The 16,294-nt window shown below is 73.0% G+C and carries 10 protein-coding genes; 9 read left to right on the forward strand and 1 reads right to left on the reverse strand.

Annotation, left to right across the window (positions count from 1 at the left end):
- The first annotated feature begins 105 nt into the window (after positions 1-105).
- The 6 genes from ABZ887_RS31330 to ABZ887_RS31355 all read left to right on the forward strand — a co-directional run bounded on the left by ABZ887_RS31330 (position 106) and on the right by ABZ887_RS31355 (position 10,042).
- Positions 106-1,953: an MFS transporter gene (locus ABZ887_RS31330; protein WP_361296484.1), complete on the forward strand. Its 1,848-nt coding sequence runs from the start codon at positions 106-108 to the stop codon at positions 1,951-1,953.
- A gap of 233 nt (positions 1,954-2,186) precedes the next feature.
- Positions 2,187-3,521 (forward strand): NDP-sugar synthase, encoded by a 1,335-nt coding sequence (locus tag ABZ887_RS31335; protein WP_361296487.1) that lies wholly within the window; start codon positions 2,187-2,189, stop codon positions 3,519-3,521.
- Between the two features lie 204 nt (positions 3,522-3,725).
- A complete protein-coding gene (locus ABZ887_RS31340; protein WP_361296490.1) occupies positions 3,726-4,436 on the forward strand; it encodes an SDR family oxidoreductase in 711 nt (236 codons plus the stop codon).
- The gene (gene glgX, locus ABZ887_RS31345; RefSeq protein WP_361296493.1) at positions 4,433-6,667 is read left to right on the forward strand and encodes a glycogen debranching protein GlgX; all 2,235 of its coding nucleotides are present in this window, start codon (positions 4,433-4,435) and stop codon (positions 6,665-6,667) included. The genes ABZ887_RS31340 and glgX overlap by 4 nt, the downstream gene beginning before the upstream one ends.
- A complete protein-coding gene (locus ABZ887_RS31350; RefSeq protein ID WP_361296496.1) occupies positions 6,664-8,823 on the forward strand; it encodes an AGE family epimerase/isomerase in 2,160 nt (719 codons plus the stop codon). Before glgX ends, ABZ887_RS31350 begins: the two co-directional genes overlap by 4 nt.
- A complete protein-coding gene (locus tag ABZ887_RS31355; RefSeq protein WP_361296499.1) occupies positions 8,816-10,042 on the forward strand; it encodes an IS701 family transposase in 1,227 nt (408 codons plus the stop codon). The genes ABZ887_RS31350 and ABZ887_RS31355 overlap by 8 nt, the downstream gene beginning before the upstream one ends.
- Before the next feature lie 82 nt (positions 10,043-10,124).
- On the opposite strand, the gene ABZ887_RS31360 is transcribed toward ABZ887_RS31355, so the two are convergent.
- Positions 10,125-11,846 (reverse strand): ABC transporter family substrate-binding protein, encoded by a 1,722-nt coding sequence (locus tag ABZ887_RS31360; RefSeq protein WP_361296502.1) that lies wholly within the window; start codon positions 11,844-11,846, stop codon positions 10,125-10,127.
- 149 nt (positions 11,847-11,995) lie between these two features.
- Between ABZ887_RS31360 and ABZ887_RS31365 the strand changes: the two genes are divergently transcribed.
- The 3 genes from ABZ887_RS31365 (at position 11,996) to ABZ887_RS31375 (ending at position 16,145) form a co-directional block, all read left to right on the forward strand.
- Entirely contained in the window at positions 11,996-12,979 is a 984-nt protein-coding gene (locus tag ABZ887_RS31365) for an ABC transporter permease (RefSeq protein WP_361296505.1), read from the forward strand.
- Positions 12,976-13,866, forward strand: coding sequence for an ABC transporter permease (locus ABZ887_RS31370; RefSeq protein ID WP_361296508.1), 891 nt, complete (start codon positions 12,976-12,978; stop codon positions 13,864-13,866). Before ABZ887_RS31365 ends, ABZ887_RS31370 begins: the two co-directional genes overlap by 4 nt.
- A gap of 92 nt (positions 13,867-13,958) precedes the next feature.
- Positions 13,959-16,145, forward strand: a complete 2,187-nt coding sequence (locus ABZ887_RS31375; protein WP_361296511.1) for an ABC transporter ATP-binding protein — start codon at positions 13,959-13,961, stop codon at positions 16,143-16,145.
- Positions 16,146-16,294: the final 149 nt, after the last annotated feature.

The raw sequence follows: 16,294 nt of genomic DNA on the forward strand, positions 1-16,294 counted from the left end.
AGGTCGCCGGTCGCCGGGACACGGCCGCGAACTGGACGGAAAGCGGCCGCCAACACCGTGGAACACGGCCGAGAACAGAAGACGGGACACGGGGAGTGCCTTCAGGTGGCCACAGCGGAGCCGACACGCGCCGACAACGCCGATCCGGGCCCGGTAGCCGGCCCGCGAATAGCCCTGCCGCCGGCGGCGGCGGACCGTACGGAGCGTAAGCTCGGCGACCGGCTGCTGCGGGCCGCCGAGCCGCTGCGCCGGCGCCTGCTGCGCCACCCGGTGCTGTCGGTCACGGCCCTCGCCGGCATCCTGCACGTCATCTGGTTCTTCACGTTCGCGAACAGCGGCGGCGATCTCGCGGCGCAGGACGCCTGGGCCGAGTTCGTCGGCCGCCACCCGGACTCGGCGTACAACCTCGCCTGGTACGGCGGCATGCACCCGGTGTCGTACAGCGTGGTGTCGCCGTACCTGATGTCGCTGATCGGTGTCCGTACGACGATGATGCTCGCCGGCACCGTCTCGGCCGGTCTGCTGACGCTGCTGCTCATCCGCAGCCGCGCGGTGAAGAACCCCCTGTGGGCCGCGCTCGCCGGGGTGTTCGCGCTGATCTGCAACGCGCTGTCCGGGCGGGTCACCTTCGGGCTCGGCACGATGTTCGCGCTGGCCTCGGTCGGGGCGGTGTTCTGCTGGCCGTACCGCTGGCGGGACAAGCGGTGGGCGAAGGCGCTCGTCGCCGCGCCGTTCGCCGCGCTCGCCACCATGTCGTCGCCCGTGGCCGGGCTCTTCGTCGGGCTGGTCGCGGTCGCGCTGTTCCTGCAGAAGCGGCGGCCGGGCGCCTGGGCGCTGGGCCTGGCGCCCGCGGCCGTGGTGGCGGTGTCCGCCTGGCTGTTCCCGTTCTCCGGCACCCAGCCGATGCGCTTCGGCTCGGTGATCATGCCGCTCGCGTACGGCCTGCTCTGCCTCTTCCTCGTCCCGAAGGAGTGGCGGACGGTCCGGCTGACGGCGGCCGTGTACAGCGCCGGCGTGGTGCTGGTGTGGCTGGTCAGCTCGCAGATCGGCTCGAACATCTCGCGGCTGCCGATGCTGTTCGCGGGCGCGACGCTGATCGCGGCCCTCCCGTACACGGTCCCGCGCTCGCGCAGGTACTACACGGTCGTCCTCGCCTTCCTCGGCGTCTGCGGCTGGATCGGCTTCAAGTCCGTCGACGACATCGTCCACACCACCCCGGCCGCGTCCTGGGCCCGCGAGCTCGCCCCGCTGGTGCACCAGCTCCAGCAGGTCGGCGCCGAGAAGGGCCGCGTCGAGGTGGTCCCGGCCCGCTCGCACCGGGAGGCGTCCGCGCTCGCGCCGTACGTCAACCTGGCCCGCGGCTGGAACCGCCAGGCCGACATGGAGCGCAACCCCCTCTTCTACGACGACACCCTCAACTCCGCGAACTACCACGAGTGGCTGCAGCGCTGGGCCGTGCACTTCGTGGTCGTGCCGAAGGACCAGCCCGACGGCGACGGCGGCGGCGAACGGGAGCGGGCGCTGGTGCAGCGCGGGATGCCGTACCTGAAGCAGATCTGGGGCGACGCCAACTGGCAGCTGTTCCGGGTGACCGATCCGGTACCGCTCGCCGAGCCGAACGCGGTGGTGGACAGCGCCGAGCAGGGCGAGCTGACCATCGAGGTCCGCAAGGCCGGGCGGATCCTGATCCGGATCCCGTACTCGCCCTGGCTGAGCATCGTCGACGCGGACGGCAAGAGCTTCAAGGCGCCCCAGGAGACCGAGGCCTCCAAGGACCGGGCCGACGGCAGTCCGAAGTCGTACACCAACGTCAACGGCTGTCTGCGGGAGACGCCGGAGGACGCCAAGGGGGACAAGTGGACGATGCTGCTGGCCCCGAAGGCCGGGACGTACCGGCTGGCGGCGCCGTACCAGCTGCCGCGGGGCACGCCCTGCCCCGACGGGCTGAAGTGACCGGCCGCACGACCGACATGACAGGCCGCATGACAGGCGGACCGGGTGGATTGACCCTCTGAGTCAATCCCCATCAGATCCATATATTCCCAGCTCAGAATTGCGATCCGGAGGGCCGGAGAGGCCCACCGGCGCCTCCGTTCGCCTCTTTTCATTACTTTTTACTTGACTCTCAATGACGGGCTCAGTTGACTGATTGACATTGATTCGTCGGCCGAGGAGGCAGCGCAGTCATGGGGGACGAGACGTTAGGGATCATCCTGGCCGGAGGCCGGGGCGAACGCGCCAAGCCGCTCACCCTTGCCTCCTCGGACTACATCCGCAGCAAGGCGCTCATCCCGTTCGCCGGCCGGCCCGTCATCGAATGGCTCGTCGAGAACTGCCGGGACCAGGGCATCCGCCGCTTCTACGTGGTCGCCCAGGGCGCCGAGAACCACAGCCAGATCAAGCTCGTGCTCGGCCGCGGCGAGCGGTTCGGCGTCGAGATCCACTACTCCCGGGCCCGGCTCGACCGCTACAACGTCGGCTCGGGCGCCGCCACCCTGCACAACCTCGAACGGTGGGACCTGACCGGCCGCGCCCTGGTCATGCCGGTCGACTCCGTCTTCGAGTTCTCGCTGCGCCGGCTGACCGACGCGCACGACGCCGCCGACGCCGTCGTGACCGTCGCCTCGGTCGGCCGCACGGCCGAGGAGATCGCCGGCAAGTACGGCGTGATGCAGACGGCCGTGGACGGCACCGTCTCGGGCTTCCTGGAGAAGCCCGGCCTCGACCGCGTCCACCACCTCTTCCCCGAGACATCGTTGCCAGGCACCACCTTCACCCTGCCCACCAACGCGGGCATGTACCTGGTCGACTGCGGGCGCCTGCGGCTGGCGGCCCGCACCCCCGAGATGATCCGGCTCGCCCAGCAGCGCCTCGACTGGGGCGGCGACCTGCTGCCCTGGCTGGTCCGGCGGGGGCTGCCGGTCGCGGCCTCGCCCATCGACCGGCTCGGCGACCTCGGCAGCATCCCGGACTACCTGGCCACCCTCGGCGACGTGCTGCGCGGCCACTACCCGTGGATGAGCCGGGCCATGGGCGCGCCGGTGAGCACCGACCCGCCGTACTGGATCCACGAGTCGAGCCTGCGCACCAAGGACAGCGCGACCGGCACCACCCTGGCCCAGAAGATCTCCGAGGGCAGCGTGGTGCTCGGCCCGGCCGTCCGCATCGGGCGCAACGCCGAGATCGGCCCCGGCGTGAAGCTGCGCTACACGGACGTCGGCGACGACGTCGACATCGACGAAGGGGTCCGGCTCAGCCGGACGGCGATCGGCGACGGCGCCGTCGTCGGGCCGTACGCCCGGGTCACCGACTCGTACGTGGGGCCCATGGCGCAGGTGCACTCCGCCCGCGACAACCCCGTCCGGCTCGTCCACTCGGCGATCGGCGAGGCCGCCGACCTGCGTCCCGGCACCCGGCTCTCGGGGGTGAGCGTCTACCCGCGGCTGCGGGTCCCCGCCCTCACCGGGCTGCCCACCGGCACCCATCTGACCAGCTCCGACGACATCCTGCGCTGGATCTGAACCGCTGCGTCCGGACCGCCGGATCCGGACCGCTGCGTCCGAACCGCCGGATCTGAACCGCTGCATCCGAACCACCGCATCCGAACCGCTGCATCCCAACCGCCGGATCCGGACCGCCGGATCCCAACCCGCGCCCCGGCACCCACCCGCTCCGTCCCGCACGCCATCCGTCCGGCTCGGCTACCGCCCTGGGGAGTTTTCTCGATGGACAGCCCGATCGCAGTCATAGGAGGGACCGGCCGGGTCGGCCGGCTCGTCACCCGGCAGTTGCTGGCCCGGGGCGAGACCGTCCGGGTCATCGGCCGCAGCACCCAGCGCGCCCGGCGGCACATGCCCGCGCAGGCGCAGTACTTCACGGCCGACGTACGCGACCCCGGCACGCTGAGCACCCCGCTGCACGGGTGCGCCGCCGTCGTCTACGCCGTGGAACCCGGCACCGACGCCGCCGGCCCGGACAGCCCGGAGTCGACCCTGCACGGCGGTGTCCGGCACGTCCTCGACGCCCTGGGCGCCGCCCTGACCGGCCGCCACTTCGTGCTCGTCAGCCAGCGGCACGTCACCCGCCGCGACCACCCCATGAACGCCTACGGCAGGATGCTGGACTGGCGGCTGGCCGGCGAGGACGCGGTCCGCTCCTCGGGCCTGCCCTACACGGTGATCCGGCCGGGCTGGCTGACCGACGAGCCCGGACACGGCGTGCTGCACCTGGAACAGGGCGACGTCGGCGACGGTTTCGTGGCCCGCTCGCACGTCGCCGAGGCCTGCGTCCGGGCGATCGGCTCGCCCGCGGCGCACGGCGTGACGTTCGAGATGCGCAGCGAGACCGGCCCGGCCTCCGGCGCCGTGCCCTGGGGCGAACTCTTCGCCGGGCTGCGGGCCGACGCCCCGGCCGGGACCAGGGCGGTGTTCGCATGAGCGTCTCCACCGAGGCCCAGGACCAGCCGGCCGCCGGCGCCACGACCGCCGCCACCACGACGACGGATGCCGCGAACCCGTACATGACCCTGCCCGCCGACCACGACACCGAGACCGGCACCCTCGGCGTCCCCCAGCCCGGCGTCACCCCGGGCCACCCGCAGCCGCTGGGCAGCACCGTCGACGCCGACGGGGTGAACTTCTCGGTCTTCTCCGAGCACGCCACCCGTGTCGACCTGCTGCTCTTCGAGAACTGCGACAGTCCCGAGCCCTACCGGACCATCCGGCTGCACCCCGGGCGGCACCGCAGCTTCCACTTCTGGCACTGCCATGTGCAGGGGCTGGGCGCCGGCCAGGTCTACGCCTACCGCATGGACGGTCCGCGCGACCCCGCCGCCGGGGGCAGCCGCTTCGACCACCGCAAGGTGCTGCTCGACCCCTACGCCCGGGCCAACGTCAACAGCTGCTGGGAGCGGACCCGCGCGATCGGCCCCGGGGACAACGTCGAGCACTCGATGCGCAGCCTGGTGGTCGACCTGGACGACTACGACTGGGAGGGCGACACCCCACTGTGCACCCCGATGGCCGACACGGTCGTCTACGAGATGCACGTCCGCGGCTTCACCGCCTCGCCGACCTCCGGGGCGGCCCATCCCGGGACCTTCTCGGCCGTCATCGAGAAGATCCCGCACCTGCAGGAACTCGGTGTCACCGCAGTGGAGTTGCTGCCGGTCTTCGACTTCGACGAGACCCAGGTGCTGCGGACCGGCCCCGACGGTACCCCGCTGCGCAACTACTGGGGCTACGACCCGTACGGGTTCTTCGCCCCGCACACCGGCTACTGCTCCAGCCCCCATCTGGCCACCCACATCACCGAGTTCCGCGACATGGTGAAGGCGTTCCACAAGGCGGGCATCGAGGTCATCCTCGACGTGGTCTTCAACCACACCAGCGAGGGCAACGAGTTCGGGCCGACGATCAGTTTCCGGGGCTCGGCGAACGAGGCCTACTACCACCTGTGGCCGCAGGACCGCTCCCACTACATGGACTTCACCGGGTGCGGGAACGCGGTCAACGCCAACCATCCCATCGTCACCAAGTTCATCCTGGAGTCGCTGGAGTACTGGGTCTCCGAGCACCACGTCGACGGCTTCCGCTTCGACCTCGCCTCGGAGCTGTCCCGCGGTCCGATGGGCTACGAGATGGCGGTGCCGCCCGCGCTGTGGGCGATCGAGCTGTCGCAGATCCTGGCCGAGACGAAGATCATCGCGGAGCCCTGGGACGGCGGCGGGCTCTACCAGGTGGGCCGGTTCCCGGGGAAGCGCTGGGCGCAGTGGAACGGCCCGTTCCGGGACGACGTACGGCGGTTCGTGCGCGGTGACGCGGGCATCGCCGGCGAGGTCGCCTCCCGGCTCGGCGGCTCGGCCGACCTGTTCGCCCCGCAGGAGGAACTGCCCACCAACAGCATCAACTTCGTGACCTGCCACGACGGCTTCACCCTCAACGACCTGGTCAGCTACAACACCAAGCACAACCACGCCAACGGTGAGGCGAACGCCGACGGGGCGAACGAGAACTACAGCTGGAACTGCGGCGCCGAGGGCCCCGACGACGCCCCCGAGGTCGAGGGGCTGCGGGTGCGGCAGGTCAAGAACCTGCTGTCGGTCCTCATGCTCAGCCGCGGCGTCCCGATGCTGCTGGCCGGCGACGAGTTCCGCAACAGCCAGGCCGGCAACAACAACGGCTACTGCCAGGACGGCCCGCTCTCCTGGCTCGACTGGGAGCAGGCGAAGACCGAACGGGAGACGCTCGGGTTCACCCAGGGCGTCATCGGGCTGCGCAAGCGCTACCGCACCCTCCGTGAGCCGCAGTTCTTCTCCGAGCGGCTCAACCCCCGCCTCCTGCCGGACATCACCTGGCACGGCACGCGGCTGCACCAGCCGGGCTGGGAGAACCCCGACGCCCACGTACTGGCCTGCACGTACGGCGGTTTCGACGGCGACCCGGACCTGCACCTGGTCCTCAACATGTACCACCTGGGCCTCGACTTCGAGCTGCCCGACCTCCCCGGCCACAGCTGGCACCGCGTCCTGGACACGGCCCGGCCGGCCCCGTACGAGATCCTCCCGCCCGGAGCGGAGGAGCCGGTCGACGGTCCCACCTATCACGCCCAGGGCCGCAGCGTCGTGCTGCTGGCGGCCCTGCCCGACGAGAAGGGCACGCGACGATGAGCGCACTCTCCCAACGACGCATCACCTCCGACACCCTGGCGGGTTACGTCACCCACTACAGCCCCGCACGGCGCATGTTCGGTCTGCGCAGCCCGGACGGGCGTGAGTTCACGGTCCACCTGACCCACAACGCCGTCTCCCGCATCGTCCGCAACCTCGGCGACTCCTACCACGACACCACGGCCGACACCGTCGACATGCTGGCCGAGGGCCGGTTCCTGTTCGCGTACGGGATCCTCTACGAGTGGGAGGGCGGCGCCCGCTTCGACGCGAAGGAGATCACCTTCCCGGAGGAGAGCCGCGGCCAGTACGTCTTCGAGCACCCGAACTGGTGGGTGCAGCAGGCGGCCGCCATCGCCGACTTCTACCTGCGCGGCCAGTTCCCGGACGGGAACTACGACTGGCGCACCTTCCGCACCCACCTGACCCTCAGCGGCACCCACTTACCGGACTTCCACGGCAAGGACGTCCGGCAGGAGACCGACACCATCTCCCGGCTGGTGTACGGGCTGGCCACGGCCTACCTGCTGACCGGCGAGGACCGCTTCCTGGAGGCGGCCCAGTCCGGCACCGAGTACCTGCGCGAGCACATGCGGGTGGACGACCAGGCGGACGGGATCACGTACTGGTACCACGGCATCGACATCACGCCGGGCGGCCACCGGCCGGTCTTCGCCTCGGAGTTCGGGGACGACTACGACGCGATCCCGATGTACGAGCAGATCTACGCGCTGGCCGGCCCCACCCAGACCTTCCGGATCACCGGCGACCCGAAGATCCTGAACGACATCGACCGCACGGTCGCCCTGTTCCAGAAGTACTTCCGCGACCCGGTCGAGGGCGGGTTCTTCTCGCACCTGGACCCGATCGCCCTGGACCCGGGCGCCGACTCGCTGGGCCGCAACCGGTCCCGCAAGAACTGGAACTCGGTCGGCGACCACGCCCCGGCGTACCTGATCAACGCCTACCTGGCGACCGGCCGTCCGGACTTCGCGGCGCTCCTGGAGGAGACCGCGGACACCATCGTCAAGCGGTTCCCGGACGAGCCCAACTCCCCGTTCGTGCAGGAGCGGTTCCACGCCGACTGGAGCCCGGACCGCACCTGGGGCTGGCAGCAGGACCGCGCGGTGGTCGGCCACAACCTCAAGATCACCTGGAACCTGACCCGCATCAAGGCCCTGCACGACAAGCCCGAGTACGGCACCACGGCGGAGCGGATCGCCGAGCTGATGCCCTCGGTGGGCAGCGACGGCCTGCGCAGCGGCTGGTACGACGTGGTGGAGCGGCAGCCCGACCCGGACAGCGGCATCCACCGCATGGTGTGGCACGACCGCAAGGCCTGGTGGCAGCAGGAGCAGGCGATCCTCGCCTACCTCATCCTGGCCGGCACCACCGACGACCCCGAGCACCTGCGCCTCGCCCGGGAGGCGGCGTCGTTCTACAACGCGTACTTCCTCGACTACGAGGACGGCGGCGTCTACTTCAACGTCCTGGCCAACGGCATCCCGTACCTGCTGGGCACCGAGCGGCTCAAGGGCAGCCACGCGATGGCGGGCTACCACGCGCTGGAGCTCTGCTACCTGTCGGCGACCTACACCGGTCTGCTGCTCGGCAACGACCCGGTGACCCTGCACTTCCGGCCGCGCCCCGACGACCTCCCGGAGCGCGTGCTGCGGGTGGCGCCGGACCTGCTGCCGGCCGGCTCGGCGGAGCTGACCCGGGTGTGGGTGGACGGGCAGCCGTACCAGAACTTCGACGGCAAGGACCTGACCGTACGGCTGCCCGAGGGCACCGAGCCGGTGCGGGTGCGGGTGGAGCTGGAGCCCGCGCAGATGCGGCTGCGGATGCGCAGCGAGTTCGACGGCGGCACCGCGCACATCAGCTGCCGCGGGGTGATCGACGCCGCCGAGCTGGGCAAGTTCCGCAGGATCCTGGGCGAGGTCATGGCGGCCGCCCCCGCGCGGGTGGAGTTCCACCTGTGCGAGACCGGCGAGATGTGCCGGTCCGCCATCAACGAGCTGCTGTTCCAGCGGACCAAGGCGGGGCTCGACGTCGACTTCGTGATCGTGGGCTGTGCCCTGCCGGAGGTCGCGGACGCGCTGCTCGCCACGGACGCCTTCCTGCTGGAGGGTGGTGACGACTGCAACCATGAGTGATCTCGCGACCATCACCCTCCCGTTACCGTCCGTGCGCACCCCGGGCGCCCCGCCCGGTGCCCACGACCTGCCGGCCTACTGCGGCGAGCTGTTCGGCCAGTTCACCCGGGCCGACCAGCGGCGCTGGGGCGAGGTGTACCTGCGCGGCCTGCTGGCCGTGCCCGGCCGCAAGACGCCCGCCCGGATCACCGAGCAGGTGCTGGGGCGGCGGGCGGTGCAGCAGATCCAGCAGTTCGTGAACCAGAGCCCCTGGGCGTCCGCGCCGGTGCGCGGCCGGCTGGCCGGGCAGATGGCCCGGGCCTTCCGGGCCGAGGCCTGGTCGGTGGACGAGGTCGTCTTCGCCAAGAACGGCGACCGCTCGGTCGGCGTGGCCCGCCAGTACGCGACCTCCCAGGAACGCACCGTCAACTGCCAGCTGGCGCTGGCGACCTCGCTGGTGGGGCACGCCGGCGGGGTCCCGGTGAACTGGCGCCTGGTGCTGCCGACCCGCTGGGACCGGGACGAGGGCCTGCGCGGCCAGGCGCACCTGCCGGAGCACGAGCGCTGCCGTCCGCGGTGGAGCTACGTCCTGGAGGCGCTCGACGAGATGCTCGACGAGTGGTCCCTGGAGCCGCTGCCGGTGCTGGCCGACTGGCGCGGCGACGGGGACCCGGACCCCCTGTTGCGGGGCCTGGAGGCCCGCGGTCTCGGCTATGTGGTCCAGGCATCGCCGCACACGCCGGTGCTGCTCCCCCGCGGGCGGGCCACCGCCCGCGGGGCCGGCGGCACCCTGGCCGAACTCGCCGCGCACGCCGTCCGGCAGACCGAGCGGACGTCGGTGACCTGGCACGACCCGGTGACCGAACGCATGTGTCACTCGGAGTTCCTGACCGTGCCGGTGCTGCTGCGCGCCGAGCGCTCCCCCGAGGGCTGCCCGGCTGCCGTGCCACGGCCGCGGATGCTCCTCGCGGACTGGCCCTACGGCCGGCCGCAGCCGCGGGCCTACTGGCTGACCAACCTGCCGGTGCGCCGGCTCGCGGAGCTGGTGCTGCTGGCCCGGCTGCGCAGGTTCGCCGGGGAGGCGCTGGGCCGGATGCACGACGAGTTCGGCCTCGGCGACTTCGAGGGCCGCTCCTTCCGGGGCTGGCACCACCATGTCACCCTGGCGTCGGCCGCCCTCGGCTTCGACATGGTGCGCCAGCAGGCGGACGAGAGAGCCCTGAGCACCCCGCATGCCTGACCGGCACCACCGAGGCGGCCCCGCGCGGACACCACCGCACGGGGCCGCCGCATGCTCGCTTGCGCACCCGGCCGGCCCGTGCTCACTTCTCCCAGCCGACCTTCGTGAAGTCGATGTCGCCGAGGCCCGGGACGCCGTAGTTGGCCAGGCCCTTGCGGACGGCGAGGATCTGGGGGCGCTGGTAGAGCTCGATGTCGTGGCCGAGCCGCCAGATCTCGGTGTCCGCCTCGTTGTAGAGGCGCTGCGCGGTCCGTTCGTCGAGGGTGCCGGCGGCCTGGTCGAGGAGCCGGTCCACCTTCGCCGAGCCGACCCGGCCGTAGTTCTCGAAGACCTGCCCCCCGGCCGGGCGCCGGTAGATGGCGTGGGCGGAGCTCGGGTACGTCAGCCCGGTGAACCGGAAGATCGCGAGGTCGAAGTTGCCCTTGTCCAGGTACTGCGGGCCGTAGGCCGAGGCGGGCACCTTCTCGATGTCGACGCGGACGCCGGCCCGGGCGAGCATCTGCTGGACGAGCTGGGCGAGGTCCTCGCCGAGCCGGTTGGTGCCCTCGCTCAGCACCAGGCGCAGGGTGAGGCTGCGGCCGTCCTTCGTCCTGGGCTTCCCGGCGCCCTGGCTGCGCCAGCCCGCGCGGTCGAGGGCGCGCTCGGCGGCCTTCAGGTCGAAGCGGCCGTACCGGCCGGAGTCGTCGGCGTAGCCGGGCTGGTTGGTCATGTAGAAGTGGTTGCCGAGCAGCGGCACCTTCACCGGCAGGCCCGCGGCCGCGACCTGGGCGAGCGCCGGGCGGTCCACGGCCTGCTGCAGGGCGCCTCGCACCGCCCGGTCGGCCAGTGGCCCGCCGGCGCCGTTCAGCGTGATGTGCACCTCGTCCCAGGCGGAGCCGATCCGGATGGCGGTGTCCGGCGCCTTCGCCAGCTGGGCGTAGGCCTCGCTGGTGGCGGCGTTGACGGCGTCGACCTCGCCGTTGAGGAAGGCCTGCAGGGCCGCGTCGGGGTCGAGGACGCGCAGGACGATGCGGTCGAGCCGGGGCCGGGTGCCCCACCACGCGGCGTCGGGGACGAGGGTGAGGGTCTGCGCCGTGCGGTCGACGGAGGCGAGCTGGAAGGGGCCCGCGGTGACCGGGAGCCAGCCCTGCCAGTCGGAGTCGAAGTGCCGGGGGCTGTCGTAGGCGACGGCCGGGAAGAGCGGGGTGAAGAGCCGGCGCCAGTCGGCGTACGGCTTCTTGAAGGTGACCCGGACCTCGTGCGCGCCGGCGCCCCGGCGGACGTCGGCGATCCGGTCGTAGCCGCTCGGGTCGGCGACCAGGTACCGGTCGTCGCCGCCGCCGACCGCGTGCCACTGGGCGGCGAAGTCCCGCCAGCCGAGGGCCCGGCCGTCGGACCAGCGGGCCTTCGGGTTGAGCCGGTAGGTGACGACCTGGCGGGAGCCCGCGGTGGAGACGGTGGCGGAGGTCAGGTAGTCCCGCACGATGCGGGGGACGCCCTCGGCGTCGCGGGTGAAGAGCCGCGGCTCCGTCATCGTGTCGACGGTCCACACGTCGTCCAGGGCGCCGTCGACGTGGTTGAAGTTGAACTGCGTGATCATCTGTGTGATCGGCAGGGTCAGGGTCCCTCCGGAGCGGAGGTCCCCGGACGGCAGGGCGTTGATGTCGTAGGTGCCGTAGGTGGGAAGCGCCCGGTGCGGGGAGTCGTCGTGTCCGCCGGAGCCGGAGCATCCGGTTGCCGCGAGGACGACGAGCGTCCAGACGGCCAGCCACGCGGCCCCAGCCCGTAATCGCTCCACCTGCCAGCCTCTCCGGCGTCGCGGCACCGCCAACTACCTTGACTTTCCTGCGAATTGTGGCGTCGGAGCTTAACATCACGATGTTTCCCCCAAATGAAGAGAAGGCAGACTCCATCCCCCGGCGGACGCCCGCGCTCCGCCCCGGCCGTCGCTCTCCGTGCCCCGTCGGGAGTCCCATGTTCTTCCTGATCGCCAGGCGCCTGGTCCGCTGCATGGTCCTGTTCCTCGTCTCCCTGGTCCTGTCCTACGCGCTCGCCTCGACCGCGCTCGATCCCCGCGCCTACTTCGAGGACCGCAGGCCACCGCCGCCGGCCCGGGTCGTCGACCGCGAGCTGTCCCGGCTCGGCATGGACGACCGCGCCCCGCTGCCGGAGCGCTTCGCGCACTGGGCGGACCGCGCCGTCCACGGCGACCTGGGCCGCACCGTCGACGACCAGTCCGTGACCGCCGAATTCGGCCGCCGGATCGGCGTGTCGGTACGGCTGCTGCTGGTGGGCACGGTGACCGGCACGGCCGTCGGAACGCTGGCCGGGGTGTGGGCGGCGGTCCGCCGCGGCGGGCTCGGCGACCGGGCGCTGGCCGGGTTCTCCTTCGCGGTGCTGTGCGTGCCCACGTTCGTGCTGGCGCTGCTCCTGAAGACCGGGGCGCTCGCGGTCAACCGCGCCGCGGGCGGCACCGTCGTGAAGTACACCGGCGAGCACACCCCCGGGCTCCAGGGCGACTGGACCGTCCAACTGCGGGACACGGCGGCCCACCTGGTGCTTCCGGCGCTCTGTGTGGCGCTCGCGGCGATCGCCCTGTACAGCCGCTACCAGCGGGCCGCCACCCTGGACGTGCTCGCCGCGGACCACCTGCGCACCGCCCGCGCCAAGGGGCTCACCCCGGGCCGTGCGCTGCTGCGGCACGGGCTGCGGATCTCGCTGGTGCCGGTGACGGTCTTCTTCTCCTTCGGCGTCCTCACCCTGGTCACCGGGTCGGTGTTCACCGAGCGGGTCTTCGGCTGGCCCGGCATGGGCAGCTGGCTGATCGACTCGGTGGAGAAGGGCGACGTGAACTCGGTGGTGGCGGTCGACGGCTTCGCCGCGGCCGTCGTCCTGCTGGCGGGGCTGGTCGCGGACGTCCTGCACGCGCTGCTCGATCCCCGGGTGCGGCAGCCGTGAGAGCGGGGCGGCGCGGGCGCGCGGTGCTCGGCCGGCTGGCCCGGCACCCGGGGGCGCTGTGCGGGCTCGCGCTGCTGCTGGCCCTGGTGGTGCTCGCGGTCGCCGGGCCGTACGTGTGCCGGTGGTCGTACGCGGACGTCGACTACACGGCGCTGCGGCAGCCGCCGGACGCCCGGCACTGGATGGGCACCGACCGGATCGGGCAGGACGTGTTCGCCCAGGTCGCGCACGGGCTGCGGAAGTCGCTGCTGATCGGGGCGCTGGTGGCGGCGGTCGCCACCGGTCTGGCGGCGGCGGTGGGCGCCTCGGCGGGCTACTTCGGCGGCTGGACGGACCGGTTGCTGATGCTCGTGGCGGACCTGCTGCTGGTCGTCCCCGGCTTCCTGGTCCTCGTGGTGCTCGCGCCGCGCCTTCGCCGGTGGGGCTGGCTCGCGGTGGCCGGGCTGCTCGCCCTGCTGGGCTGGACGGTCACGGCGCGGGCGGTGCGCGGCATGACCCGCTCGCTGAAGGAGCAGCAGTTCGTGGTGGTGGCCGGGCTGATGGGGGTCGGGCCGGTGCGGATCATCTGGCGGCACGTGCTGCCGCACCTGGCCTCGTTCCTGATCACCGACGCGACGGTCACGGTGGCCGGGGCGGTGGTCAGCGAGGCCGGGCTGTCCTACTTCGGCTTCGGCGTCCAGCCACCCGACGTCTCCCTGGGCACGCTGATCGCGGACGCGTCGGACGTGGCCCTGGTGTATCCGTGGATGTTCTTCTTCCCTGCGGGTCTGCTGATCGCGTTCGTGCTGGCCGTCAGCCTCCTCGGCAACGCCCTGCGCGACGCCCTGGACCCCACGACGGTACGGTCCGCCGGGCCGCCCCGCGGTGTCGTGTCGGGGCTCGCGTGATGGGCGCGGGCCCGGCGCCGCGCGGGGCGGCGGGGCGTGAACCTGCGGGGCGTGAACCTGCGGGGTGCGGACCGGCGGCCCCGGTCCTGGAGGTGCGCGGTCTGACGGTCGCCTTCGGCGGCGGGCGGCGGCGGCCGCCGGTGCCTGTGGTGCGCGGCGTCGACCTCGTGCTGCGCCCCGGCGAAGTGCTGGGCCTGGTGGGCGAGTCCGGGGCGGGCAAGTCGCTCACCGCGCTGTCCCTGCTCGGCCTGGCACCGCCCGGCGCCCAGGTGGGCGGTTCGGTGCGGCTGCTGGGCGAGGAGGTGCTGGGGCGGCCGGAGCGGGAACTGGCCGGGATCCGGGGCCGCCGGATCGCCATGGTCTTCCAGGATCCGCTGCACGCCTTCACCCCGGTGCTGCGGGTCGGCGACCAGATCGCGGAGGCCCTGCGCATCCACGAACGCCCGCGCCCGCGCCGCGACACGGCGCTGCGGCGGGCCGTGGAGCTCCTGGACTTCGTGGGGGTGCCGCAGCCGTCCCGGGCCGCGGGCGCCCTGCCCCACCAGCTGTCCGGCGGGATGCTCCAGCGGGCCATGATCGCGATGGCGGTGGCGAACCGGCCCGCGGTCCTCGTCGCGGACGAGCCGACCAGCGCGCTCGACGTGACCGTGCAGGCCCAGGTCCTCGATGCGCTCGCGGCGGCCCGGCGGGAGACGGGAGCGGCGCTGCTCCTCGTCACCCACGACCTCGGCGTGGTCGCGGGCGCCGCGGACCGGGTCGCGGTCCTGTACGCGGGGCGGGTGGTGGAGACGGGGCCGGTGGAAGCGGTGCTGTGCCGCCCCCGGATGCCGTACACCCTCGGGCTGGTCGGCTCGGTGCCGCGCCTCGACGCCCGGGTGCCGCTCACCCCGGTGCCGGGCACCGCCCCCGCGCCGGGCACCGCCGGCCCGGGCTGCCCCTTCGCCCCGCGCTGCCCGCTGGCGGAACCGGAGTGCCGCACGGCCGAGCCCCCGCTCACCGGAGTGGACAGCCCGTCCCGCGCCGACGCCTCGGCACCCGACGCCCACGAGGCGGCCTGCCGACGGATCCCGGAGGTCCGGCACCGGAGCGCGGCGGAGCTGTTCGGGCCGCCGACGCAGCCCCCGGGCCGGGGCGGGACACCGGGCCGGGGCGGGACACCGGGCCACGGCGCACCGGGCCAGGGCAGCACACCGGGCCAGGACGCCACACCGCAGGGCACGGGCGCCGACGTCGTGCTGCGGGTCTCCGGGCTCGGCCGGTCGTACCGCTCGTACCGGTCGTCCGGGTTTCGGCAGCGGCGGGTTCCCGAGGTGCGGGCCGTCGAGTGGGTCGATCTGGAGGTGGGGCGCGGGCAGACCCTGGCGCTCGTCGGGGAGTCCGGGGCCGGGAAGAGCACGACGCTGCGGGAGATCGCCTCGCTGACGGCTCCGCAGGCCGGCCGGGTGGAGGTCCTCGGGCAGGACACCGCGCTGCTGTCCCGCCGGGCGGCGCGTGAGCTGCGGACAGCGGTGCAGCTGGTGCCGCAGGATCCGATGTCGAGCCTCGATCCGCGGATGCCGGTGGGCGACATCGTCGCCGAACCGCTGCTCGCCGCGCGGGTGCCGCCGGCCGTCGTGGCGGCGCGGGTGCCCCGGCTGCTGTCCCAGGTGGGGCTGCGCCCCGCGGACGCGGACGGCTACCCGCACCGGTTCTCCGGCGGACAGCGGCAGCGCATCGCCATCGCCCGGGCCCTCGCGGTCGGGCCCGCGCTGCTGCTGCTCGACGAACCGGTATCCGCGCTGGACGTGTCGGTGCAGGCCGGGATCCTGGACCTGCTGCTGCGGCTGAAGCGGGAGCTGGGCCCGGCGTATCTGCTGGTCTCGCACGACCTCGCGGTGGTACGGCAGCTCGCCGACCGGGTGTCGGTCATGTACGCGGGCCGGACGGTGGAGACGGGCGGTGTCGCCGAGGTGTTCGGGCGGCCGCGCCATCCCTACACCCGGGCCCTGCTCTCGGCGGTCCCGCTGCCGGACCCGGTCGCCGAGCGCTCCCGGCGCCGGATCGTGCTGCCCGGTGACCCCGGGCCGGACCCGCGCACCGCCTCCGGCTGCGGCTTCCGGGCCCGCTGTCCCCACCACGCCGTGCTCTCCGCCACGGAACGGCGGCGCTGCGCGCAGGAGGTGCCCCGCGGACGGGCGGCGGGCCCGGAGGCCGGCCACACCGTCGCCTGCCACTTCCCGCACGACCTCCCACGCGACTTCCCGCACGACGAAGGACCGGGTCCGGTCCGACGGCCGTAGTGCGGCCGCCGGACCGGACCCGGTCCCGTGCGCAGCGGGTGTCCGATCAGCAGCAACCACCACTCCCACCGCTGGACGCGGCCATGCCCTCGTGCACCGGACGGTTGCTCGGACCGGAGGCGCTCAGCCACAGGCCCCCCGACACAAGA

Source organism: Streptomyces sp. NPDC047061, assembly GCF_040643955.1.
GTDB lineage: Bacteria > Actinomycetota > Actinomycetes > Streptomycetales > Streptomycetaceae > Streptomyces.